Source organism: Aquisphaera insulae (genome assembly GCF_011064615.1).
Taxonomy (GTDB): domain Bacteria; phylum Planctomycetota; class Planctomycetia; order Isosphaerales; family Isosphaeraceae; genus Aquisphaera; species Aquisphaera insulae.
Map to the genome: position 1 here is coordinate 1 of NZ_JAALJH010000094.1, position 25,581 is coordinate 25,581.

A 25,581-nucleotide genomic window follows, 5' to 3' on the forward strand; every position below is an offset into this window, starting at 1 on the left:
TCCTTCGTCAACGCCGGAACGCTCGCCAAGACCGACGGCACCGGCACCAGCACCGTCGGCGGCAACATCGCCCTCACCAACTCCGGCACCGTCCAGGCCGCCTCCGGAACGCTCGACATCCAGGGCACGTTCAGCAACTTCTCGTCGGCGAAGAGCACGCTGACGGGGGGCAGCTACGTGGTCTCGGCGACGCTTCAGTTTAACGATGCTAACATCGTCACGAACGCAGCGGCGATCGAGCTGATCGGCGGCGCATCGAGCATCATCGACCAGAACAACAATGACGCGCTTCGGGGCTTCGCGACGAACGCCGCGGCGGGGAGCTTCACCATCCAGGACGGGCGGAACGTCACCACGCCGGGGGGCTTCTCCAATGCCGGCGGCGTCACGGTCGGCAAGGGCAGCACCTTCACGGCGACCGGCGCCTACACGCAGTCGGGCGGCGGCACCACGCTCGCCAACGGCGGCACATTGGCCTCGACGACGAGCAGCGTCGCCCTCAACGGCGGCTCGCTCGGCGGGGCCGGGACGGTGAATGGCAACGTCGCCAACACGGGCGGCCAGGTCGTACCTGGCGGCGCCGGCGGGGCGGAGATCCTGAGCATCAGCGGCAACTACACCCAGGGTGCATCGGCGAGCACGATCATCAACCTCGGCGGGCCCAATCCCGGGACCGGCTACGGCCAGCTCAACGTCTCCGGCAAGGCGACGCTCGACGGCACGCTCGATGTCGACCTGATCAACGGCTTCGCGCCGGGCGACGGCGCGACGTTCTCCGTCGTCGGCTACAACCCGCACGCGGGGCAGTATGCCGGCATCGTGCCCCACGGCTTCCCGGCGGGCACCTCGCTGGGGGCGAGCTACACGACCACGGCGCTCGTGCTCAAGGCGAGCGTCGCGCCGGTGCTGACCTCAATCGCCGTCACGCCCGCCGATCCCAGCGTCGCCAAGGGACTGACCGAGGCGTTCACGGCCGTCGGCAAGTACTCCGACGGCTCGACGGCCAACCTCACCAACCAGGTGACCTGGGCTTCCGCCAGCACGAGTGTCGCCACCATCTCGAACGCGAGCGGCAGCCAGGGCGTGGCGCAGACGCTGGCGATCGGGACCTCGACGATCACCGCGACGCTCGATGGTCTCAGCGGGTCCACCACGCTGACGGTCACCGCCGCGGCGCTTCAGAGCATCGCGGTCACGCCCGCGAACCCGAGTGTGGCGAAGGGGCTGACCAAGTCGTTCACGGCCACGGGCACCTATACCGATCACTCGACCGCCGACATCACCTCGAAGGTGGTGTGGGCCTCGGCCAACACGGCCATCGCCGCGATCAATGCGGCCGGCGTGGCCACGGGCGCCGGCATCGGCAGCACCCAGATCAGCGCCACGCTCGGCTCGATCGTCGGCTCGACGACGCTCAAGGTCACGGCCGCGATCCTCGAGTCGATCGCGGTCACGCCGGCCGGCAGCAGCGTGGCGAAGGGGCTCTCGGAGCAGCTCACGGCGACGGGGACCTACTCGGATAACTCCACCGCCGACATCACCGGCTCGGTCACCTGGACGACGGCCGACAAGGCCATCGCCACCGTCACCAGCTCCGGAGCCGCGACGGGCGTCGCCGTGGGCACGACGACGATCACGGCCGCGATGGGAACCATCAGCGGCTCCACGAAGATCACCGTCACGCCGGCCGTCGTCGAGAGCATCGCCGTCTCGCCCGCCAATCCGAGCCTTGCTCAGGGGCTGACCCAGGCATTCACCGCCAAGGGGACCTACTCCGACAACTCCACGGCCGACCTCACCAGCCAAGTCACCTGGGCCTCGGCCGACAAGACGATCGCGACCATCGACTCGACCGGCCTGGCCACCGGCGTCGGCAAGGGCTCGACCGCCATCTCGGCCACGCTCGGCGGCGTGGTCGGCTCGACGACGCTCACGGTCACGGCCGGCGTGCTAACCCTGATCACGGTCACGCCCGCCGACCCGAGCGTGGCCAAGGGCCTGACCCAGTCCTTCACGGCGACCGGCATCTACTCCGACAAGTCGACCGTCGACCTCACGTCCCAGGTCGCGTGGACGACCGCCGATGCCACCATCGCGACCATCGCCGCCGGGGGCGTCGCCACCGGCGTGGACCTCGGCTCGACCAAGGTCACCGCGACGCTCGGCACCGTCGCCGGCTCGACCGTGCTGACGGTCACCGCCGCGGTCCTCCAGGGCATCTCCGTCTCGCCCGGCTCGGCCTCCATCGCCAAGGGGCTGACCCAGGCGTTCACGGCGACCGGCACGTATTCCGACAAGACGACGGCCGACCTGACCTCGAAGGTGGCCTGGGCCTCGGCCGACAAGGCCGTGGCCACCGTCGACGCCACGGGCACGGCCACCGGCGTGGGCAAGGGGTCGACGTCGATCACGGCCACGCTGGGCGAGGTCATCGGCTCCGCGTCGCTGACGGTCACCGCGGGCGTGCTCCAGTCGATCGCCGTCACGCCCGCCAGCCCGAGCCTGGCGAAGGGGCTGACGACGCAGTTCACGGCGACCGGGACGTATTCCGACAAGACGACCGCCGACCTGACCTCGCAGGTAACGTGGACCTCGTCGGCCCCGGCCGTCGCCACGATCAACGCGCTCGGCGTGGCGGACGCCCTGACCACCGGGACCACGACGATCGCCGCCGCGTTGTCAGGCGTGAGCGGCTCGACCGTGCTCACGGTCACCCCGGCGACTCTCGTCCTGATCTCGCTCACGCCGGCGAACCCCTCGGTGGCCCTGGGCCTGACCGAGGCCTTCGCCGCGACCGGCACCTACACCGACGGCAGCACCAAGGACCTGACGACGACGGCGACCTGGACCTCGAAGGACGCGTCGGTCGCCACCATCTCCAACGCGGCCGGCTCGCAGGGCCTGGCGACGACGCTGACGAAGGGATCCACCCTGATCTCGGCATCCGTCGGCGGTGTCCTCGGGACGACGACGCTGACCGTGACCGCCGCGACGCTCGCGAGCATCGCCGTGGCGCCGGCCGGGACGTCGGTGCCCGTCGGCGAGACGGCCTCCTTCACGGCCACCGGCTCGTACACCGACGGCACGAAGGTCGACGTGACCGACCTGGTGACCTGGACCTCCGACACGACCTCGGTGGCGACCGTCTCCAACGCCCCCGGCACGCAAGGCGTGGCCACGGCGATCGCCGTCGGCGGCGCCAAGATCGCCGCGGCGCTCGGCGGCGTCTCGGGCACGGCGACGATGACCGTCACGACCGCGGCCCTGACCTCGATCGCCGTCACCCCGGCCGGCACGACGATCGCGAAGGGCCAGACCGAGTCGTTCAAGGCGACCGGCACCTATTCCGACAAGTCGACCGTCGACCTGACCTCGAAGGTGACGTGGGCCTCGGCCGACAAGGCCGTGGCCACCATCGACGCGACCGGCCTAGCGACGGCCGTCGGCAAGGGCACGACGTCGATCTCAGCGACCCTGGGCACGGTCGTCGGCTCGACCTCGATCACCGTCACGGCCGCGGCCCTGACCTCGATCGCCGTCACCCCCGCCGGGGCCAGCGTGGCGAAGGGCCTGACCCAGGCGTTCACCGCGACGGGGACCTATTCCGACAACACCACCGCCGACCTCACGTCCCAGGTCGCATGGACGACCGCCGATGCCACCATCGCGACCATCTCCGCGGGCGGCGTCGCCACCGGCGTGAACCTCGGCTCGACCAGGGTCACCGCGACGCTCGGGGCTATCGCCGGCTCGACTTCGATCACCGTCACGGCGGCCGTGCTCCGGGGCATCACCGTCGCGCCCGCGAACCCGAGCGTCGCGAAGGGCCTGACCCAGGCGTTCACCGCGACGGGGACCTACTCGGATAGCTCCACGGCCGACCTGACCTCGAAGGTCGCGTGGGCCTCCGCCAACACCTCGATCGCCACGGTCACGACGCTCGGCCTGGCGACCGGCGTGGGCAAGGGCTCGACGTCGATCACGGCCACGCTCGGCACGGTCGTCGGCGCGACGACGCTCACCGTCACGGCCGCGATCCTGGAATCGATCGCCGTGACGCCGGCCGGCTCGAGCGTGGCGAAGGGGCTGACCCAGGCATTCACGGCCACGGGGACCTATTCGGATAGCTCCACGTCCGACCTCACCGGCGCCGTGGCGTGGACCTCGTCCGACGAGGCGGTCGCGACGATCGACGCCAAGGGCCTGGCCTCGGCCCTGGCCGTGGGCTCGACGACGATCGCCGCGTCCCTCGGCGGAATCGTCGGCTCGACCACCCTGGCGGTGAGCCCGGCGGCGCTGGTGTCGATCGCGGTCAGCCCGTCGAGCCCGTCCGTCGAGGCCGGAGGTTCACAAGCGTTCGCCGCGACCGGCACGTACACCGACGGCACGACGGCCGACGTGACCGGCCTGGCGACGTGGTCGTCGTCGAAGACGGCGGTGGCGACGATCTCGAACGCGGCCGGCTCGCGGGGCGTCGCGACGGCCGTGGCCCCGGGGACGACGACGATCGCCGCGTCGCTGGCCGGCGTGGTCGCGAGCACGGCCCTGACGGTCACGCCGGCCGCCCCGGCGGCGGTCTCGGGCGTGTCGGTGTCGTGGGGCACGGCGGGGACCTCGGCGCTGACCCTGGGCACCGACGGCCGCCTGCTGCCGACCGGCCGCACCACCGACCTGCCGTGGTACGGGATCGATCGGGTGGGCATCACGCTGAGCAAGGCGGCGACGCTGACCGCGAGCGAGGTGTCGGTGATCGGCAAGTCGGGGACGAACTACGGCCCGGTGACGATCAGCGGCTCCGGGACCAGCTACGTGTTGACGTTCGCGAAGCCAATCAATGCGGCGGACCGGGTGACGATCTCGATCCAGGGGGCGGGCATCGCGGCATTCAGCGGCCGGATGGACGTACTCCCGGGCGACGTGAACGACGACGGCTCGGTGACGGTCCAGGACGCGGTGATCGAGCGCAACGGCTACCTGGAGTTCGCCCCGGTGCCGATCCCGCTGGTCTTCCTGGACGTGCTCGGCACCGGCTCGCCGAGCCTGGCGAATTACAACCAGATCCGCAAGCTGATCGGCACCCGGCTGCCGTGAGCCGACCTCCTCGCCGGGCGCCTAATTGATTGTCATCCATCGCGGAGAATCACCTGATGCGATTCCGATATCTTGCCATTCCGATCCTCGCCGCGATCACCGGCTCGATGCCGACGCCGGCCCTGGCCGGGCTCCTGATCGAGGTCCGGTCCACGACCGCCGCGGCCGGCGGCGCGGGCGCGTTCGACGTCGTCCTGATCAACCAGTCGGGCGGCGACGTTGACGTGGGGGGCTTCTCGGTGGAGGTCTCGGTCGCGACGTCCTCCGGGGTGACGTTCACCGCCGTGACGACGGCGACGTCCCCGGCCTACGTCTTCGGGACGCTCCAGAGCCCGCCGCCGTTCAACGTGACGACCCTGCCTTCGACGAATCTGACCGCGCTGGACACGGACATGACCTCGCCGGGCTACGCCACCCTCACGGATGGTGCGACGGTGGGCCTGATGCACGTGGAGTTCTCGGTGGCGTCGTGGGCGGCGTCCGGCCCGGTCGCGGTCTCGGTGGTGGCCGGAGACGGCACGGAGGTCACGGATGTGACCGGCGCCCCGATCGACGGCCTCTCCGCGACCGGCGGGACGATCACCGTGACCGCCTCGGCCGTGCCGGAGCCGCCGTCGGTCGTCGCCATGGCCACCGCGGCGACCGGCGTAGGGGCGATCTCGCTCGCTCGCCGACGATTGAGGCGAGGCCCCGATCCGAGCTGACGCCACTCCGCCCTCTCCTCGATGAGATTTCCCACCCGAGACCGCACGCTTCCAGGGAATCGGCCATGAGAGCCATTGGACCACGTCGGGACTCCATTCCTCGCCATCGAATCGCCCGCAAGCAGCGGCTCTCACTCGAGCGGCTCGAGACACGTAGCCTGTTGTCGGTCATGTACTGGGCACCCGACGGCCATCCCCCCGACGATCCGGATCCGTACGAGTGGAACGATCCCCGGAACTGGACCGACGAAGCCAGGTATCCGGCGATACCCGATCACCACGTCCCCACCGCGAATGACACGGCCGAGATCGACTACTCGGGGGGCGATTTCCTGAAGCTCCCCGCGACCGTCGCCGCCGGACGCGTGGTCTTCAATTTCGCCCAGCCGAAGACCGATGGCGGGACGACCTTCGCGGGGAGTCTGGAACTCACCGACAGCACGTTCACCCTCGGTGGGTCGCTCAAGGTGGTCGGCTCTCTGACGTCCCTCCAGTCCGACATCTCCGCGGGCGGCGACATCACGGTGGATGGCGAGACGACCTGGAAGGCGGGAACGATCACGGCCTCCACGTTCTCGCCCGAAGGTGGCCTGATCCTGGGCGATGCCGATGACGTCTATGACGAGCAGGGTATCGACCGACTGATCCTGGATCGGGGCACGCTCGAGAACTCCGGTGATGCCACGCTCCTGAAGACGGCCAACCTCACCCTGAAGGACGGCGCCGTCTTCCACAACCAATCACTAGGCGAGTTCCATGCCGTGGCCGGCGCCGAGATCGTCGGCGACGCCTCGTCGAAGTTCCGGAACGACGGCAAATTCACGACCGATGTGGGAGACCCCACGTTCGACTCCGTCGGGATCCTGGCTCACCTCGAGCAGTCGGGCTCCGGCGACACCGAGGTCGAGGGCGGGACGCTCACGCTGGGTCTCGACGGATCGCTCGGGGGCTCTTTCAACCTTGCTTCCGGCGCCATGCTCGAGTTGTACACGCCCATCTCGGCTTCCACCCCGACGACGTTCCATGTCCCGGTGTCGGCGACGATCGGCGGCGAGGGCGAGCTCCTGACGACGGGCGTTGACCTCGACGTCGCCGGGACCCTCGACGTGTCCTCCGCCATGACCTGGCAGGATGGAACGATCCGCGGCGGCGGTGTCGTGACGACCGAGGGGGCGCTCTCGATCGGTCATCCAGCCCTCGGAGGTGCGGAGATCCTCTCCGGGACGACGCTCGACAACGACGGGATCGCCACCCTGAATGGCACGACCTTCATCGGCGGCCTGACTCTGACCAAGGGAGCGACGCTCGATAATCAGGCGAACGGTTCCATCCTCCTCGTCGGGAGCGATTCCAGCATCCACGCGTCGAGCGACGACGAGGCCGACACGTTCCGGAACGAGGGCAGCCTGATCGAGTCGGCCGGGGACGGCGCATCGCCGAGGATCGAGGTGGACCTCCAGAACGAGGGGACTATCGAGCTGACCGACACGGGAGGGATCGAGTTCACAACCAAGCTCGACAACGAGGGGACGATCACCATCGATCAGGGTTCCTTGATCGTCGCCGACACGCTCCGGAATTCGGGCACGATCACGATCGGTTCGGGCTCGTTGAGCGTCTTCCGCGACGCCACCCAGGCAGGCGGGACGCTCACCCTGACGGACGGAGGGGGGACGGCCTTCGTCGGGGGCAACTTCGTCAATTCGGGGGTGATCGACCTCGGTCCGGGTGAACTGACCATCGCGGGCGCCTTCACGGAGGCCGCCGCCGCCACGTTCCGCGTCGGCCTCGGCGGCACGGTCGCCGGCGAGGGGTATGGGCAGATCGAGGCGTTCGGCCCGGTCAGCCTGGACGGCACGCTGGACGCTCGCCTGATCAACGGCTTCGTCCCCGAGTCCGACGACGTCTTCCGGGTGCTGTTGTTCTCCTCAAGGTCCGGCGATTTCGCCCGCGAGGAACTCGGATACCTGAAGTCGATCTACGACAGAAAGAGCCTGATCCTCAGCATCACCGCGAAGGCCACCACCGACACGGGCGTCGAAGCTCAGTCCGACCCCGCCCCCGCCGGCCAGCCGGTGACCTTCGTGGCGTACGTCGTCGCGGAGGTCCCGGACAACGGCACGCCGACCGGCGAGGTCGACTTCTACGACGACGGCACCTTCCTGGGCTCAGGGCCGCTCATCGATGGGATCGCGACCTTCACGACGTCGGACCTCGCCGCCGGCGAGCACACCATCGAGGCCGACTACCAGGGGGACGATGCCTTCTTCGGCAGTTCCTCGACAACCGGCCAGACGATCTCCCAGGGCGGGACCACCGTGAGCGTCGCGTCCTCCGCGGCCCCATTCCCGTCCTACTACGGCCAGGAGATCACCTTCACGGCCACGGTCGACCCCGACGACCCGAGCCTGGGAACTCCCACGGGGACCGTGGACTTCTACTCCGACGGCGACTACATCGGCAGCGCCGGGCTGGACGGACTCACGGCGACCTTCGAAATCGCCGACCTCGAGGCCGGGACGCACGAGATCACCGCGGTCTATAGCGGCGACGCCACCTTCGACGCGAGCGCCTCGCCCGCGATCGATCAGGAGGTGGACCCCGCGTTCACCACCACCTTGCTGAACGCGAAGCCCAGTCCCTCGACGTACGGCCAGACGATCACCGTCTCCGCCGTCGTGGTCGTCGAGGTGCCGGGCGCGGGCATGCCGACCGGGACCCTGGCCTTCTACGACGGCGACCTGCTGAGGCCTTTCCGGACACTCCCCGTGCTCAACGGCGCCGGAGCGATCTTCGACATCAGCACACTGCCCGCTGGAACCCACCACATCCAGGCCGTGTTCGTCAGCGATACGGGCAACTTCGTGAACAGCGCGTCGCTCGACTGGACGCAGGTCGTCAACAAGGCCCCCTTGACCGTGACGCTCAAGGATGCCGACATCGCCCACGGCGACTCGCTGCCGACGTTCGATTACGCCGTATCGGGGTTCGTCAACGGAGACACCGACTCGGTGGTGAGCGGACGGCCCGCGATCTCTGCGGGCGCGAACGTCACCAGCCCGGCCGGCACCTATCCGATCACGGGGGACGTGGGCACGCTCTCCGCGGCGAATTATGACTTCACGACGTTCGTCCCCGCGACGCTCACGGTCCACCCGAAGGTGACCGACGTCCTCGTCCGCTGGGGCTCGCGGACGATGTCGATCCGGGGCCTGGGCCGCGACCTCTCGTTCGGGAACATCACGGGGATCGTGGTGGTCTTCAGCGACGACGTCATCGTTAACGCCCAGGCGCTCACCCTCAGCGGCTCCGCCGGTCGCGACTCCACCTCCGGGTTCGCCTATTCTCCCCTGACCTATCGGGCGACGTGGACGCTGCCTTCCGCGCTGGGCGTGGACACGCTCATGGCCACGATCGGCGCCCGCCTCGTCCAATCGGCCTCGGGCAAGATCCCGCTCCTGGCGGACGACATCACGCGATTCTCCGTCCTCCCCGGCGACGTGAACGGCGACGGCAAGGTCAACAGCCAGGACCTGGTGGACGTCCGCAACCAGATCCAGGGCGCAGAGCCGATCACGATCTGGGCCGACATCGACGGCGACGGCTTCGTCACCGTTGCGGATTTCAACGCCGTCAAGAAGCGGCAGGGGTCCCACTCGTGAACCGCCGGGCGGGCCTCCAGATGTCCCTCACCCGGCGATCGGCTGATTCAGCTCCGTCCGCCACTGGGACGGATCGGGGCCCGATTCCGGGCCGACCTGGTACGACTCCCAGATCCCGCCGACGGGGGTGAGGCCCTCCGCCCGCACAAGGCTGTCGAGGACGGCCCAGGCGTGACGGAGGTTCTCATAGGGCCCGAAATGGACCGTGCGCGCGACCTTCGCGGCCGGCAGCTCGCCCGGGCTCACCCGGCCGGAGGGCTCGATCGGGGTATCGATCGGATAGCCCGTCTCGAACTCGAAGAGCCCACCGTCCATGCTCAGGTAATGATTGAAGAGCGGACCGGCGGGCCTCACGCCCTGGGCCTTCAGGACGGCGAGGAGCTCGTCGATGGCCGGCTTCATCACGGTCGGCAGCTCGCGCTGGGGGACCGTCATCCGAATCACGGCCGCGGATCGCGAGGGGGAATCGACGACCTGGATCACGCCGGGCATGGATGGACTCCTGCGGGGGCACGAGCGGACGTTCGAAGATTCACGGGACGTTGAGCTGCCAGGATACGCCGAATCGGTCGGCGATCCAGGCGAACTTGGTGCTGAAGCCGTAGTTCCCGGGGGGCATCATCACGGCCCCCCCCTCGCCGAGCGTCGCGAAGGCGCGGTCGAACTCCGCCTCGTCCACGCAGTCGACGAACAGGGAGATGGAGGGCGTGAACGTGAAGCCGTGCTTCATCGGGCTGTCGATGCACTTCACGCGATGCCCCGCCAGCGAGAACTCGGCCAGCCGGATCGAGCCCTCCGCGCCGGGCTGCCCCGGGCCGTACTTCTCGATCGAGACGACCTCCGAGCCGGAGAAGACCGAGACATAGAGCCTCATCGCCTCCTCGGCCTTCCCCTCGAACATCAGGAACGTCGTGACCTTGCTGGGCATGGGGGGCTCCTTGACCTCTGCGGTTACAGCCGGACCTACCTGCTCATCGGCCGGGGAGGTCGCGATCGTAGAGGAATTTTGTTCAGGAGTCCAGGCGAACTCTCGTCAGGGACGGGCCGCCGCGGGCGAGGCGTACAGGCCGAGTTCGGCGAGCGCCGGGCAGGCGTCTGCGCCCAGGCGGAGGCGCACCCGGCCGGTCGTGACGGCCGGCACCCGCAGGAGCCGCCGGCTGCCGACGCTCGTGCCCCGGGCGAACTCATGCCAGGCGCCGTCGGCCCATCGGTCCAGGGCGAAGGACTCGATCCGCTGGCCCAGCGGGAGGAACTCGCGGAGGCTGATCACGTCGAACGTCGCGGGGGCGTCGAAATCGAGGATGAGCTCGGCGGCCTTCACCGCGTCGTCGGTGGCCCAGTAGGTCGCCCGTTTGCCGTCGACGAGGTTGGCCGGGGCGTACGCATCGGAGCCGCCGCGGACGTTCGAGGCCGTGAGCCGGGCCGTGCGGGCCAGGTCCCGAGCGAAGGTCGCGTCGAGGATCGCGCGGAAGCCATTGAGCGACTTCACGTCGGGCTCGGCGATCCGGCCGCGGCGATCCGGCGGCAGGTTCAGGTTCAGCGAGGCACCTCGGCCGACGGATTTGAAGTAGATGTCGAGGAGTTGATCGGGCGTCTTGACCTTCGCGTCCTCGGCCGCGTGGTAGAACCAGCCGGGTCGGATGGAGACGTCGCACTCGGCCGGGATCCAGGCGGTGCCGGGGCGTTCGCCGGAGTTGAGGCCCTCGCTGGTGCCGCCGGGATGCCGGCCGGGGCGGGTCAGGTCGAGCGTGGCCCAGCACGGATCGCCGGCAATGCCGCTCTCGTTGCCGACCCAGCGGAAATCCGGCCCGGCGTCGCTGAAGAAGCAGGCCATCGGCTGGAGCTTGCGCAGGATCGCCCAGGTGTTCGGCCAGTCGTAGTAGGTGCGATTGTCGATCCTGCGGGTCTCGCGGGCGCCGCCGTAGTAGCCGTCGCCGCCGTTGGCGCCGTCGAACCAGACGGCGAAGAGGGGGCCGTACTGCGTGGCCAGTTCACGCGCCTGGTTGCGGTAGTACTCGATGTACGCCGGCCGGCCATACTCCGCGTGGTTGCGGTCCCAGGGGGAGAGGTAGATGCCGAACTTCAGCCCTTCCGCCTTGCAGGCGTCGGCCATCTCGCGGACGACGTCCCCCTTGCCGTGCTTCCAGGGCGAGTGCTTCACCGAGTGCTCGGTGTACTTGCTGGGCCAGAGGCAGAAGCCGTCGTGGTGCTTGGCCGTGAGGATCAGCCCGGCCATGCCCGCCCTTCTGGCCGTTCGCGCGATCTGGCCGGCGTCGAAATCGGTCGGATTGAAGACGTCCGGCGATTCATCCCCGTTGCCCCACTCGCGGTCGGTGAACGTGTTCACCGTGAAGTGGACGAAGCCGTAGAACTCCATCTCATGCCAGGCGAGCTGTCGATCGGTCGGGACCGGGCCATGGGGTGCGGGGGGCGTGACGTCGTCGGCCGCGGCGGTAGGTCCAAGGGCGATGGCCGCAAGCGTCGCGGCGATGCAATTCATGAAGCGCATGGCATACCTGGTATTTCGTGGATCCGATGAGGGACTCGCGTCGAACGTCCCCCCATCGTGACAGAACTCTCGGCCCGGGCAAGTCCGAAGGACGACGGCACGCGGCCTCCCGCTGCGGTGGGCTCCGATCCCGCAACGATCGCACACCAACACCCGACTCGGCCCCGACAACGCGGTGGCTCCCTCAAGGCCCGTCGGGTAGAATCCTGGAGCCGGTCTCAGGGCTTGCCGGACGCCGTGGACGACGACTTCCCGTTCCAGCCTGAAGCGGATGCTTCCGAACATCCCGATGCAAGACGGCGAATACTGGTCGGATTCCGACAGCCAGAAGACCACCGATACGCCGGGCGGGCCCTCGGAGGGCCACGATCCCGAGAGGATCGGGCGTTTCAGAATATTGCGGCGACTCGGCCAGGGGGGGTTCGGCCGCGTCTACCTGGCGCACGATGACGACCTCGACCGGCCGGTCGCGATCAAGGTGCCCAATCCGGAGCGCGTGGCCGCCGCCGGGGACGTGGAGGTCTACCTGGCGGAGGCCCGGGCACTCGCCCGCCTCTCGCATCCGAATATCGTCCCGGTCTATGACTTCGGCCGGACCGCGGACGGGCTCTGCTACGTGGTTTCGAAGTACGTCGACGGGAGCGACCTGGCACGCCGCTTGAGAGAGGGCGGGCTCGCGATCCGGGAGGCCGTGGAGCTGGCGGCGGTCGTCGCGGAGGCCCTCCATCATGCCCATACCCGGGGGCTCGTCCACCGGGACGTCAAGCCGGGGAACATCCTGATCGATGCGTCCGGCGCGCCCTGGGTGGCCGACTTCGGCCTGGCGCTCAAGGACGAGGATTATGGCAAGGGGGCGAGGCTCGCGGGGACGCCCTCGTACATGAGCCCGGAGCAGGCCCGAGGGGAAGGGCACCGGGTCGACGGCCGGTCCGACCTGTTCAGCCTGGGGGTGGTCCTCTACGAGCTGCTGGCCGGGCGGAAGCCGTTCCGGGGCGAGTCCCGGACCGAGGTGATGGACCAGATCGCCACGTCCGAGCCCCGGCCGCTCCGCCAGATAAACGACACGATCTCCCGCGAGCTCGAGCGGATCTGCCAGAAGGCCCTGGCGAAGCGGGCGTCGGAGCGATACGACACCGGCCGGGACATGGCGGAGGACCTTCGCCACTTCCTCGCCACCGAGGCCCCCGCGTCGGCCCAGGCGCCGGGCACCACCGGCCCGCCCTCGCGGCCGAGCGCGGCGGCCTCGAACGGCCCGGCCCCGATCTCGACCCAGGAGGCCTCGACCCCCACGCCGACCTCGGCCCGGTCCGATTCCGACAGCCGGGCGATCCGGGTCGTCCCCAAGGGCCTGCGGTCGTTCGACCGCCACGACGCGGACTTCTTCCTCGAGCTGCTGCCGGGCCCGCGTGACCGCGACGGCCTGCCGGAGGGCCTCCGATTCTGGAAGTCCCGGATCGAGTCGATCGACGCCGACGCGACGTTCCGCGTCGGCCTGATCTACGGCCCTTCCGGCTGCGGAAAGTCCTCGCTCGTCAAGGCGGGACTGCTGCCGCGGTTGCAGGGCAATGTCCTGTCGGTCTACGTCGAGTCCACGCCCGCGGAGACGGAAGCCCGCCTGCTCCGCGGATTGCAGAAGGCCTGCCCCGACCTGAAGGCGGGGATGGACCTGGTGGAGTCGCTCGCGGCGCTCCGGCGGGGGCAGGTCCTCCGCCAGGGGCAGAAGGTGCTCCTGGTCCTGGACCAGTTCGAGCAATGGCTCTTCGCCCGCCACGAGGACGCGGAGCCGGAGCTGGTGGCAGCCCTCCGGCAGTGCGACGGCATCCACGCCCAGGCCGTCGTCATGGTCCGAGATGATTTCTGGATGGCGGCGACGCGGTTCATGCGCGACCTGGAGATCCGCCTGGTCGAGGGGACGAATTCCGCCGCGGTGGACCTCTTCAACCTGCTCCATGCACGGCGGGTGCTCGCGGCGTTCGGCCATGCCCACGGGGTCCTGCCGGAGAAGTCGTCCGAGCTGACATCCGACCAGAGGGCGTTCCTGGAGCAGTCGGTGGCGGGCCTGGCGCAGGACGGCAAGGTCATCTCGGTGCGGCTGGCCCTGTTCGCGGAGATGGTCAAGGGGAAGCCCTGGACGCCGGCCACGCTGAAGGCGGTCGGCGGCACGCAAGGCGTGGGGGTGACGTTCCTGGAAGAGACGTTCAGCCTCTCCACGGCGCCGCCCGAGCACCGGCTGCACCAGCGGGCGGCCCAGGCCGTCCTGAAGGCCCTGCTGCCGCACACCGGCACCGACATCAAGGGCCGCATGCGACCGGAATCCGAGCTCCGCGAGGCGTCCGGCTATTCCGGCCGCCCCCGGGACTTCGCCGACCTGATGGAGATCCTCGACGGCGAGCTGCGGCTGATCACGCCGACCGACCCCGAGTCGCTGGAGGGGGAGAATGCCCGGCCCGCGGGCCGGGGCGAGCGGTACTATCAGCTCACCCACGACTACCTCGTCCATTCGCTCCGGGACTGGCTGAGCCGCAAGCAGCGAGAGACCCGCCGCGGCCGCGCCGAGCTGCGGCTGGCCGACCGCGCGGCGATCTGGGAGACCCGGCCCGAGAGCCGGCATCTGCCGTCGCTCTCGGAATGGGCCACCATCCGGGCCGTGACCCGCCGGGGCGACTGGACCGAGCCCCAGCGGCGGATGATGAGCCGGGCCGGGCGCGTGCACGGGATCCGCGCGATCGGCCTCGCGGCGCTGGCCGCCCTGCTCGCCGCCGGGGGGATCGCGGCCTGGAGTCGGATCCAGGAGGCCGGCCAGGCCCGGGCCGGCGCCGCCCACAGCCTGGTCCAGCAGCTCCTGAACGCCAACGCGAGCCAGGTCCCGAACCTGGCGAAGGGCCTGGGCGAATTCCGCCGCTGGGCCGACCCGGAGCTGAAGCGAGTGATCGCCGAGCCGTGGGCCTCGCCACGGGCCAAGCTCAACGCCAGCCTCGCCCTGCTGGACGTCGACCCGGGCCAGGCCGCGTACCTCGAGACCCGGTTCTTCGAGGCCCCCCGCGAGGAGATTGCCGTCCTCAGAGACGCCTTGCACCCGCAGCGAGAGCGACTGTCCCCGAAGCTCTGGGAGGTCATCCAGGCCGCAAAGGCCGGCGACTCTCAAGTATTGCGATGCGCGAGCGCCCTGGCGCACTACGACCCGGAGAACCCGCTCTGGTCGAGCCTGGCACCGACGATCGCCAAGGAGCTGGTCGCGGTCGATCCGGCGACGCTGACGGGATGGCTGGAGGCCCTCCGCCCCGTGAGGCGACGGCTCACCGGCCCGCTGGCGGAGATCTTCCGGGATCGGGCTCGCCCCGAGTCCGAGCATCAGGTCTCCACGATCGCCCTCGCCGACTACGCGAGCGACGACCCTGCGCTCCTGTCGGAGCTGCTCACGGCGGCCGACCCGAAGTCGTTCCCGACCTTCTTCGCCATCGCCGAGAAGCAGGCCGACGTCGTCTCGCCGCTCGTCCAGGCGGAGCTGACGAAGGGAAGGGGAGGGCAGCAAGGCCCGGACGTGGCGGCGGAACGGCAGGCCCTGGCGGCCCTGGCCCTGATCCGCCTGGGGAAGGCCGATGCCGCCTGGCCGTTGCTCGCCCACTCGAAGGACCCGACCGCTCGGAGCCTCCTCATCAACTGGATGAAACCCCTGGGCGTCCCCGCCGCCGTCGTGGCCGCCGAGTTCGCCCGCGAGCCTCCTCGTGCCGGCGCGAAAAGCTCGCTGGACACGCTTTTCGACCCGAGCCTGTCGACCTCTCGTGCTCTGATCCTGGCCCTGGCCGCCTACCCGATCGACGAGATCCCCGCCGCCGGTCGGGAGGCCCTGGTCGAGACCCTGAAGGACCTCTACCGCAACCACCCCGACGCGGGGATCCACGCCGCGGCGGATCTCGCACTCCGGAGATGGAGGCAAGTGGATGTCGTCAGGGCGATCGACGGCGACCTCCGGCAGCCGGGGGATCCCGGCGACCGGCGGTGGTTCGTCAACAACCAGGGGCAGACCTTCGCCGTGATCGACGGGCCGATCGAGTTCTCGATGGGGATGAGCGAGGCCGAGGCAAACGGGGACGCGTCCGTCCGACAGCACACCAGGACCATCCCCCGGCGGTTCGCGATCTCCACCAGGGAGGTCAGCATCGAGCAGTTTCAACGGTTCCTTGGCGACATCCCCAAGCCGGAGTTCGACATCCCGGAAGAGTCCGATCTCAAGGATTACAGCGTCATCCCCGGCGGCCCCTGGGTCGGCGTGAACTGGTATCTCGCCGCGCAGTACTGCAACTGGCTCAGCAAGCAGGACGGATTGCCCGAGGGTCAGTGGTGCTACCGGCCCGCCGATGGCGGCCATTACGACACCGGGATGACCATCCCGGCGGACGCGCTCGCTCGCCGTGGATATCGATTGCCTTCCGAGGCGGAATGGGAATACGCGTGCCGGGCGGGCGCCGTCACCGCCCGCCCCTTCGGCTCCTCGGCGAAGATCCTGGAGAACTATGCCTGGACCGGCGAGAAGAGCGGGAACCACGCCCGGCCGGTCGGGAGCCTGTACCCCAATGACCTCGGGATCTTCGACATGCTGGGCAACGCCTACGAATGGTGCCATGACAGCGCACGGGACTATGCGCCCGACGCGCGAGGACGCCAAACCGATGACTCCTCGGCCGAGATCCTGAAGGATCGAATCACCCGCGTCCTTCGAGGTGGGGTCTACAACATGGACGGCAGCTACGCCAGATCCGCCGTTCGTTTCGCCGACCCGCCCCACGCCGTCAGCTACCTGTACGGCATCCGGGTCGCCCGGACGCTCCCCTGATCGCGACGCCACGCGACGGCGAAGTCCTCGCTCAGCTCGCCGTGCCGCCGCCGCCCCCCTTGAGGATGGCGATCGTCGAGTTCCTCACGCCGAGGGCCGCATTCAGGGCGATGGTCCCGCCGTACTTGAACTTCTGGGCCGCGCCCAGCGTCAGCACGACCGTGTTGCCGGAGACGGTCGCCGACTGGACCTTGATCGCCTTCGGCTTCAGCTTCGCATTGGTGTAATAGCTCACCGAGTAGTATCCCGGGTTGCCGAACAACGCGGCGTTGACCGCCGTGCTGAAGGCGATCGTGAACGTGGGCACGCTCGTCTTCGTCGCCTTGCCGTTCTTGATCAGCTTCCCGTTCCCCCGCGCGACGCCCACCACCACGGGCAACGGCGCCGCGATGACGATGGCGCCGGTCGGCGCCGAGCTGATCCCGCCGGCGACGAACCGCAGCGACGCCGTCTCGCCCGAGGCATCGGCCAGGCCCGAGAACCGCGCCACGCCGCCGGAGACCGCGACCGACGTCGGGCCTTGCAGCGGGCCGCCGCCGGAAGCCAGGACGGCCGTCACCACCGTGCTGCTGTCGTCGACCTCCAGGTTCCCGAAGGCGTCCTCCAGGTAGACAACGGGCTGGGTCGCGAACGCCTGGCCGGCCACCGCCGACCCCGACGGCTGCTGCACGATCTCGAGCTTCGCCGCCGGGCCGGGCCGGACCGCCACGCCCGACGACGTCGCGGCCGTCAATGATCCACTTGTGAACACCAGAGAGAGCGTTCCGGCGACGTTGTCCGACAGGTTGGTGAACGTCGCGATGCCGCCGCGGGCCGTCACCGTGGTCGTCCCCAGGAGCGGGCCCGCGCCACTGGCCAGCGTGACCGTCACCATCGTGGTGTTGTCGTTGACGACCAGGTTGCCGTAAGCGTCCTCCACGTAGACGACCGGCTGGGTGCCGAACGCCACGCCGGCCGTCGCCGAGCCCGACGGCTGCGCGTGGATGACCAGCTTGCTGGGGGGCGGGCTGGTCACGCTCAGGCCCGCCGAGGGGCCGGTGCTCAGCCCGCCGCCGGAGAAGCCCAGCGTGATGTTCTCCTCCGGGCTGGCGTCGGCGAGGTCCGTGAAGGTGGCCAGGCCCCCCTTCATGACGACCGTGGTCGTCCCCAGGAGCGGGCCCGCGCCGGCGCTCAGGGTCGCCGTGATCGCGGTCGTGCTGTCGGTCGTGACGAGGTTGCCGTAGGCGTCGAGCTCCGCGATCACGGGCTGGATCGCGAACGCCACGCCGGAGGCCGCGGACGTCGAGGGCTGCCTCTGGATCGTCAGACTGGCGGCGGGCCCGGGGTTGATCGTGATGGGGCTGCTCGCCGGCGACGACAGGCCGCCGGCGGTGAAGGTCAGCGTGATGGGCCCGGCCGCGTTGTCCGCCAGGTCGGTGAACGTCGCGACGCCGCCGCGGATCGTGACCGAGGTCGTCCCCCGGAGCGGACCGGCGCCGCTGCCGATCCGGGCCAGCACGGAGGTCGCGTTGTCCGTCGTCACGAGGTTCCCGAAGGCATCCACCTCGTGGAGCACGGGCTGGATCGGGAACGCCACGCCGGCCGCGGCCGACGCCGCGGGCTGGGTCGCGAAGACCAGCTTGCTGGGGGCGGCCGGGCTGATGACGATCGGCACGCTCGCGGCCGACGTCATGGCACCGGCGACGAAGGCCAGGGTGATCGTCCCGGCCGTGTTCGCGGCCAGGCCGGAGAAGGTCGCGATCCCCGCGGACACGGTCGCCGTGAGCGTCCCGCTCAGCGGCCCGGCGCCGCCGGCCACCAGGGCGGTCACCACGGTGCTGCTGTCGGCGGTGACCCGGTTGTTGTAGGCGTCGAGCTCGTAGACGACCGGCTGGGTGCCGAACGCCACGCCGGCCGTCGCCGCCTGCGACGGCTGGGTGTGGATCACGAGCTTCGCGGCGGCGGCCGCCGAGATGACGGTGGTCGTCGACGGACCGGCGGTGAAGCTGCCGGCGGTGAACCTCAGCGTGATCGTCTCGGCGAGGTTGTCGGCCAGGTTGGTGAAGCTCGCGACGCCGCCCACGGCCGTGACCGAGGTCGTCCCCTGGAGCGGCCCGGCGCCGCTGGCCAGGGCGGCGGTCACCACCGTCTTGCTGTCGTCGGCGACGAGGTTGTCGTACGGATCGAGGATGTAGACCACCGGCTGGGTGCCGAACGCCTGGCCGGCGGTCGCGGAGGCCGACGGCTGCACGTGGATCGCCAGCTTGCTCGCCGCCGCCGCCTTGATCGTGATCGGGCTGGTTACCGGCGAGCCCAGCCCCGGGCCGGCGAACTGGAGGGTGATCGTCCCGGCGACGTTGGCGGCGAGGTTGGCGAAGGTCGCCACGCCATTCTTGAGGGTCGCGGTCGTGGTCCCCTGGAGCGGGCCGGCGCCGGTCCCGATCAGGGCGGTCACCACGGTGGTGCTGTCGGACGTGATGACGTTGCCGAACTCGTCGACCTCGGTCACCACGGGCTGGATCGCGAACGCCGCGCCGGCGACGGCGGAGGCGGACGGCTGGGTCCGGATCGCGAACCCGGCGGGCGTCGACGGGTCGACCGGGATCGAGCCGGAGGACGCCGAGGTCGTCAGCCCGCTGTTGCTGGCCACCAGCGCGATCGACCCGCTGGTCGTGGAGACCAGGTTCGCGAACGTGGCCACGCCGTTCGCCGCGTTGACCGTGACCGTGCCGCCGAGCGAGCCGGTCGAGCCGGGCGCCAGGCCCACGGTCACCGGGCCGTTGAAGCTCGGGTCGACGTTGCCGAATTGATCGTTGGCCTCGACGGTCACGGAGAACTTCCGCCCGGCGATGATCCCGCCCGGCGGCCGGGTCGTGATCTTGAGGGCCTTGGCCGGAGCGGCCGTGACGACCGAGGGTCTTGAGAAGACCGGCGGCAGGGTCCCGGCCGTGAACTGGAGCGTGAGCGTCCCCGCCGTGTCGTTCTCCAGGTCGTCGAACGAGGCCACGCCGGCCACGGCCTTCGCCGTCAAGGTCCCGCGGAGCGTGCCGCCGCCGGTGGCCATCGAGGCCGTGACCACGCTGCTGTTGTCCGAGGTCACGATGTTCCCGTACTGGTCTACCAGGCTGACCACGATCGGATCGGTCAGTGGCGTCCCCGCCACGACGTTCTCGTAGGGCTCGATGTCAATCCTCAAGCCCACGGCGGCCGCCGCGCCGACGACGATCGGGTTCGACGTGGCCGAGTTCAGCGGCCCGCTCGAGAACTTCAGCGTGAGAGTCTCCGCCGTCGTGTCGCCCAGGCCCGTGAACGTGGCCACGCCGCCGACGACCGTCACCGTCGTCGGTCCCTGGAGCGGCCCCACGCCGGAGCCGGGCACCACCTTCACCTGGGTGCTGTTGTCGCTCGAGACGAGGTTCCCGTAAGGGTCTTCGATGTAGACGATCGGCTGGGTCGCGAACACCACGCCGGCCGTCGCCGTCGCCGACGGCTGCTGGCCCATCACGATCTGGCTGGCCGTCGTCGGGCTGACCGTGATGTTGGAGGAGGACGCGGCGACGACCCCCGCCGCGTTGGTCGTGAAGCTGAGGTTCATCACCTCGGCCTTGTTGTACGAGAGCCCGCTGAAGGTGGCCACGCCGTTGACCAGCGTGACCGTGAGGTTGTTCCCCTTCAGCGTCGACGTCCCGTTCGTCCCGCGGGCGACGGTCACGGTGTGGGTGCTGTCGCCGGCGATCACGTTGCCGTACTGGTCCTCCAGCATGACGACCGGCTGGACGGCGAAGACCTGGGCGGCGGTCGCCGTCGCGGAGGGCTGCTGCGTGACCACGAGCTTCGTCCCGGCGGCCGGGCTGACCACGATCGGGTCGGACGTGACGGATGCGAGATTCCCGCTCGTGAACAAAAGAGTGATCGTTTCCGCCTTCAGGTCGCCGAGATTCGCAAAGGTGGCAATACCGCCGACGACCGTGGCGGTGAGCGTCCCCTGGAGCGGCCCCGACCCGGTGGCCAGCGCGACGGTCACCACCGTGCTGTTGTCGCCCGTGACGACGTTGCCGTTGGCGTCCTCGGCATAGATGACCGGCTGGACCCCGAACGCCTGCCCGGCCGAGGCGATGCCCGAGGGCTGGGTGTGGAGCACCAGCTTCGTCGCCGGCGGCTGGGTGACGGTCAGCGTGTGGATGAGGTCCGACGAGCCGAGGTAGTTCGACGGGTCCGAGAAGACGGCCTGGATCGTGTACGTGCCCGCCGCCGTGCCCGCCGGCAGCGTGTAGCTGACGCTGGCATTGCCGGCCGAGACGCTGCCGGCGGTCGCGGTGCCGACGATCGCGGCGCCCTTCATGACCGTGAACGTGACCGTCCCCTCGTTCACGGGACTGCCGCCGCTGGTGACGACGGCCGCGAGCGTGACCGCCTGGGCCGCCACGCCGACGGGGATGGACGCGTTGGCCGCCGTTGTGATCGTGCCCGCGCCGTTGACCGCGAGGGTCGACGTGACCGGGAGCGACGTCGCATAGCTGGCCGTGCCGTTGTAGACCGCCTTGATCGTGTACGAGCCCGGCACCGTCCCGGCGGGCAGGAAGGCGTTGCCGGTCGCGACGCCGTTGGCGACGGCCAGGTAGGCCGTCGACCCGATCGGGCTCCCGCCGCCGTCCAGGAACGTGAACGCGACGGAGCCCTCGTTGATGGTCCCGGCGGCGCTGGTGACGGTGGCGGAGAGCGTCAGCCCCTCGCCCGAGACCTTGTTGTAGGTGGCGGAGGCGGCGGTCGGCGCGACGGCGGTGGGGGCCGCGGCGACGGCCAGCGCGTTGGTGCCGGTCGAGGTGCTGAAATTGACCGGGTCGGTGTAGACGGCCTTGATCGTGTACGAGCCGCCGGGGGTCCCCTTGAGCAGCGTGTAGGTGGCGGAGGACGCGCCGGCCGAGACGTTGCCGATCACCGGGCTGCCGACGGGGTTGCCGCCGCTGAAGACGGTGAAGGTGACGATCCCCTCGTCGACCGCCCCGGCGGTGCTGCTGACATGGGCCGAGAGCGCGATGGTCTGGTCGGAGACGCCGCTGAAGGTGGCCGCGGCGTTGGTCGTGGTGGTGACGGTCGCGGCGGGGTTGATGGTGAGGAAATGGTTCCGATCGACCGAGGGGAGGTACTTGCTCGAGCCGAGGTAATCGGCCTCGATGATGTACTGTCCGGCCGGGGTTCCCGCCGGGATCGTGTAGGTCGCGGACACGTTCCCGTGCGAGACGTTGGCCGCCGCGGTGGCCTGGCCGATCAACGTGGTGCCGTACCAGAGGGTGAAGGTCTCGGTCCCCTCGTCGATCGGCACGCCGCCGGTGGTGGTGACCGTGGCGCTCAGGTTGATCGTCTGGTCGGTGGGGCTGTAGGTGATGGTGGCGGGATTGGCGGACGTGCCGCTGGTCCCGCTGACGTAGGGCGAATAGACGATGGTCGGCCGGGTGGCGTCGTCGTTGTGGTCGAGGATCTTGGCGTCGATCTCCGACGGCACGGTCGTCCCCCAGTAGTTGCCCGAGAGGGGGATCTTGGCGGTGGAGTCTCCGACGGCGATGACCCCCTTGGCGGCGACGCCGGTGAAGTCATTGCCGGTGATCGTCGGGCTGTTGATACCGCCGACGTTGGCCCCGGCGTTGATGGTGAGGTTGCCACTGAGGACGTCCTGGCTCAAGATCGCCGACGAGCCCGAATTCAGGACAACCCCGGTGATGTCGATGGTGCTCGAGTTGATCCGGATCAGTCCGCCGTAGTTGGCGACGATCTGGGTGGTGTTGGAGGTCGAGTCGGCGATAAAGGTGGTGCCGGCGGCGTTGAGGATGCCGGTGACCGCGATGGTCGGCGCGGTGCCGTAGGCGTACTGGTACTCGACGGTGTCGCCGGGGACGAGGTTCATCGTGCCCTGGGTCGCGATGGTCGTGCCCGGAGCCAGGGCAATCTTGACGTAGGGGGCGACGTTGACCGTGGTCCCCGACGCGATGGTGAAGTTGCCGGAGAAGAGGTAACTCAGCTTGGACGTGTTGACGCCGATGGCGTTCAGGGTGAGGGTGTTCCCGGGCAGGACGCCGATGGACAGCGTGCCGGCGTTGATCCCGATGGCATTGAAGGCGATGTTGTTCGCCAGGTACTGGATGTAGCGATAAGGGAGATACAGGGGATTGTTAAAGGTGTTTCCGATGAGATCGGTGGCGTTGAGCACGCTGCCGCTGTCGAGCGACACCTGGGTGATGGTGAAGGTGCTGCCGCTCGCCAGGAGATGGCCGTTAGGCCCGACGGCGACCTGGGTGGTGTTCGACGCGGAGTCGGCATAGAAGGTCGTGCCGACGGCGTTCAGCGTCCCGGCGACGGTGATCGAGGAGGTGGTCCCATAGGAGTAGGTGTACTCCACCGAGTCGCCGGCGAGCATGTTCATCGTGCCGTTGACGGCGAGGGTCTGACCGGCGGAGATCACGAGCTTCACGTTGGCCGCCACGTTCACCGTGGTCCCCGACGCGATTGTGAACCCGCCCGGGAACACGTAGCTCAGATTCGACGTGTTGGCCCCGATGGCGCCCAGGGCGAGGGTGTTCCCGGGCAAAACGCCGGTGGACAGCGTGCCCGCGTTGATGTCGATGGCGTTGAACGACGTGTTGTTCGTCAGGTACGGGACGAAACGATACGGCAGGGCAAGGGTGGCGTTGAACGTATTGCCCGAGAGGTCGTTGGCATTCAGCACGCTCCCGTCGTCGAGCGTGACCTGGGTGATCGAGAACGTGCTGCCGCTGGCCAGCAGGTGGCCGCTGGGGCCGACGGCGACCTGGGTGGTGTTCGACGCGGAGTCCTGATAGAAGGTCGTGCCGGCGGCGTTGAGCGTCCCGGTGACCCGGATGGACGTCGTCGAACCGTACGAGTAGCCGAACTCCACCGAGTCGCCCGCCAGCATGTTCATCGCCCCCTTCACGGCGAGGGTCTGGCCGGCGGGGATGACGAGCTTGACGTTGGCCGCCACGTTCACCGTCGTCCCGCTCGCGATCGTGAACCCGGCCGGGAACACGTAGCTCAACTTCGACGTGTTGGCGCCGATCGCACTCAGGGCCAGCGTGTCATTCACCAGCACGCCGGTGGACAGCGTGCCGGCGTTGATGCTGATGGCGTTGAAGACGGTGTTGTTCGTCAGGTACGGGACGAAACGATACGGCAGGGCAAGGGTGGTGTTGAACGTATTGCCCGAGAGGTCGTTGGCGTTCAGGACACTCCCGTCGTCGAGCGTGACCTGGGTGATCGCGAACGTGCTGCCGCTGGCCAGCAGGTGGCCGCTGGGGCCGACGGCGACCTGGGTGGTGTTCGACGCGGAGTCCTGATAGAAGGTCGTGCCGGCGGCGTTGAGCGTCCCGGTGACCCGGATGGACGTCGTCGAACCGTACGAGTAGCCGAACTCCACCGAGTCGCCCGCCAGCATGTTCATCGCCCCCTTCACGGCGAGGGTCTGGCCGGCGGGGATGACGAGCTTGACGTTGGCCGCCACGTTCACCGTCGTCCCGCTCGCGATCGTGAACCCGGCCGGGAACACGTAGCTCAGCTTCGACGTGTTGGCGCCGATGGCGTCGAGCGCGAGCGTGTCATTCGCCAGGACGCCGGTGGAGAGCGTGCCCGCGTTGATGTTGATGGCGTTGAACGCCGTGTTGTTGGCCAGGTACTGGAGGTCGTTGTAGGGGAGGGCGAGGGCGGCGTTGAAGGTGTTGCCGGTGAGGTCACCGGGGTTGACCACGCTGCCGTCGTCGAGCGAGACCTGGGTGATCGAGAACGTGTTCCCGCTCGCCTTGAGTCGGCCATTGGGGGCGACGGAAATTGCGGCGGTGTAGTTCGCGTTGCCGCCGGTGAAGGTCGAGCCGGTCGCGTTCATGACGCCGTTGACCACGATTCCGGACGGAGCGCTGAAACTCGTACTGAACAGGACGGAGCATCCGGTGCCGAAGGTCAGCGTCCCGCTGTCGGTCAGGGTCTGGGCGTTGATCGTCAGCGAGGACGAGGAGCCGACCGTCATGGTGGCGCCCGCCCCGATCAGCATCGGCCCGGCGAGCGTCGAAGAGGAGCCCGCGCTGAGGCCCAGCGTCCCGGAGAGGACCTGGAGCGTGGTCTTCGCGTCGGTGATCAGGCCGCGGATCGAAGTCGAGGCGTTCGAGTCCAGGTAGACGACGGAGGCGCTGTTGAGACCGGTGATGCTCGCGACGTCACCCGTCTTGGGGACGATGCCGCCGACCCAGTTGTCGCCGAAATCCCAGTCGCCGCCCGTCGGAGCCTTGGTCGTGTTCCAGGCGATCGTCGCCAGCAACGTCCGGTCCTCGAGCGCCTCGGGCCAGGGTTGCAGGCCGACCGACCGGCGACGCTCGGATGATCGCGACCGACTTCGAGGAGCCGAGACCGTCGATCGAGGCCGAAGAGAGCGATTCATGAGTTTCACTCGATGGCAGAGAGGGTGCGCAGGCTGCGGTCGAGTCGTATCGTCGGGGAGCCCGGGCCGGAGCGATTCGTCGTCGATGGTCTGATCAGTACGGCGGATCGGGCGCCCGTCGTGAAATCAGGAGAACGATTGCGGCACAGAGGGAGCGAAACGTGCCCGTGGGCCACGTCCGGGAACCGGTCGGTGAAGAGACGTCCGGAAATTGTCTCGACAGAGCAGGCATGATGTCAAGATGACGATGATGTCACCAAGTCCAAGAAAGAGAGAGCCCTGCCGGCCGATCTCCGGGGAGCCGCCGTCGCCAACGCGAACCATGACGAGCCTCCACGAAGAGATACGAAAGCCATGGACACGGT

8 protein-coding genes are annotated in these 25,581 nt (G+C 69.2%); 4 read left to right on the forward strand and 4 right to left on the reverse strand.

Annotation, left to right across the window (positions count from 1 at the left end; translation table 11 throughout):
- The 3 genes from G6O54_RS31045 to G6O54_RS31055 all read left to right on the forward strand — a co-directional run.
- The coding region (locus G6O54_RS31045) for a beta strand repeat-containing protein (RefSeq protein WP_205679094.1) at nt 1-5,091 on the forward strand (5,091 nt) is incomplete at its 5' end.
- Between the two features lie 56 nt (nt 5,092-5,147).
- On the forward strand, nt 5,148-5,795 hold the full coding sequence (locus G6O54_RS31050; RefSeq protein ID WP_165232638.1) for a PEP-CTERM sorting domain-containing protein: 648 nt from the start codon (nt 5,148-5,150) through the stop codon (nt 5,793-5,795).
- Between the two features lie 65 nt (nt 5,796-5,860).
- On the forward strand, nt 5,861-9,457 hold the full coding sequence (locus tag G6O54_RS31055; RefSeq protein ID WP_165232641.1) for an Ig-like domain repeat protein: 3,597 nt from the start codon (nt 5,861-5,863) through the stop codon (nt 9,455-9,457).
- Between the two features lie 27 nt (nt 9,458-9,484).
- On the opposite strand, the gene G6O54_RS31060 is transcribed toward G6O54_RS31055, so the two are convergent.
- From G6O54_RS31060 to G6O54_RS31070, 3 genes are all read right to left on the reverse strand, one after another.
- Nucleotides 9,485-9,949, reverse strand: a complete 465-nt coding sequence (locus tag G6O54_RS31060; protein ID WP_165232644.1) for a GyrI-like domain-containing protein — start codon at nt 9,947-9,949, stop codon at nt 9,485-9,487.
- A gap of 40 nt (nt 9,950-9,989) precedes the next feature.
- Nucleotides 9,990-10,385: a VOC family protein gene (locus tag G6O54_RS31065; RefSeq protein WP_165232647.1), complete on the reverse strand. Its 396-nt coding sequence runs from the start codon at nt 10,383-10,385 to the stop codon at nt 9,990-9,992.
- A gap of 105 nt (nt 10,386-10,490) precedes the next feature.
- Nucleotides 10,491-11,966: an alpha-L-fucosidase gene (locus G6O54_RS31070; protein WP_165232651.1), complete on the reverse strand. Its 1,476-nt coding sequence runs from the start codon at nt 11,964-11,966 to the stop codon at nt 10,491-10,493.
- Nucleotides 11,967-12,255: 289 nt separating this feature from the next.
- Between G6O54_RS31070 and G6O54_RS31075 the strand changes: the two genes are divergently transcribed.
- Nucleotides 12,256-16,800 (forward strand): bifunctional serine/threonine-protein kinase/formylglycine-generating enzyme family protein, encoded by a 4,545-nt coding sequence (locus G6O54_RS31075; protein WP_165232653.1) that lies wholly within the window; start codon nt 12,256-12,258, stop codon nt 16,798-16,800.
- A gap of 31 nt (nt 16,801-16,831) precedes the next feature.
- On the opposite strand, the gene G6O54_RS31080 is transcribed toward G6O54_RS31075, so the two are convergent.
- Entirely contained in the window at nt 16,832-25,216 is an 8,385-nt protein-coding gene (locus G6O54_RS31080; protein ID WP_165232656.1) for a beta strand repeat-containing protein, read from the reverse strand.
- Nucleotides 25,217-25,581: the final 365 nt, after the last annotated feature.

Coding starts and splice junctions, on each gene's coding strand:
- G6O54_RS31050 (WP_165232638.1), top strand. CDS start 5,148: ATGCGATTCCGATATCTTGCCATTCCGATCCTCGCCGCGATCACCGGC.
- G6O54_RS31055 (WP_165232641.1), top strand. CDS start 5,861: ATGAGAGCCATTGGACCACGTCGGGACTCCATTCCTCGCCATCGAATC.
- G6O54_RS31060 (WP_165232644.1), bottom strand. CDS start 9,949: ATGCCCGGCGTGATCCAGGTCGTCGATTCCCCCTCGCGATCCGCGGCC.
- G6O54_RS31065 (WP_165232647.1), bottom strand. CDS start 10,385: ATGCCCAGCAAGGTCACGACGTTCCTGATGTTCGAGGGGAAGGCCGAG.
- G6O54_RS31070 (WP_165232651.1), bottom strand. CDS start 11,966: ATGCGCTTCATGAATTGCATCGCCGCGACGCTTGCGGCCATCGCCCTT.
- G6O54_RS31075 (WP_165232653.1), top strand. CDS start 12,256: ATGCAAGACGGCGAATACTGGTCGGATTCCGACAGCCAGAAGACCACC.
- G6O54_RS31080 (WP_165232656.1), bottom strand. CDS start 25,216: ATGAATCGCTCTCTTCGGCCTCGATCGACGGTCTCGGCTCCTCGAAGT.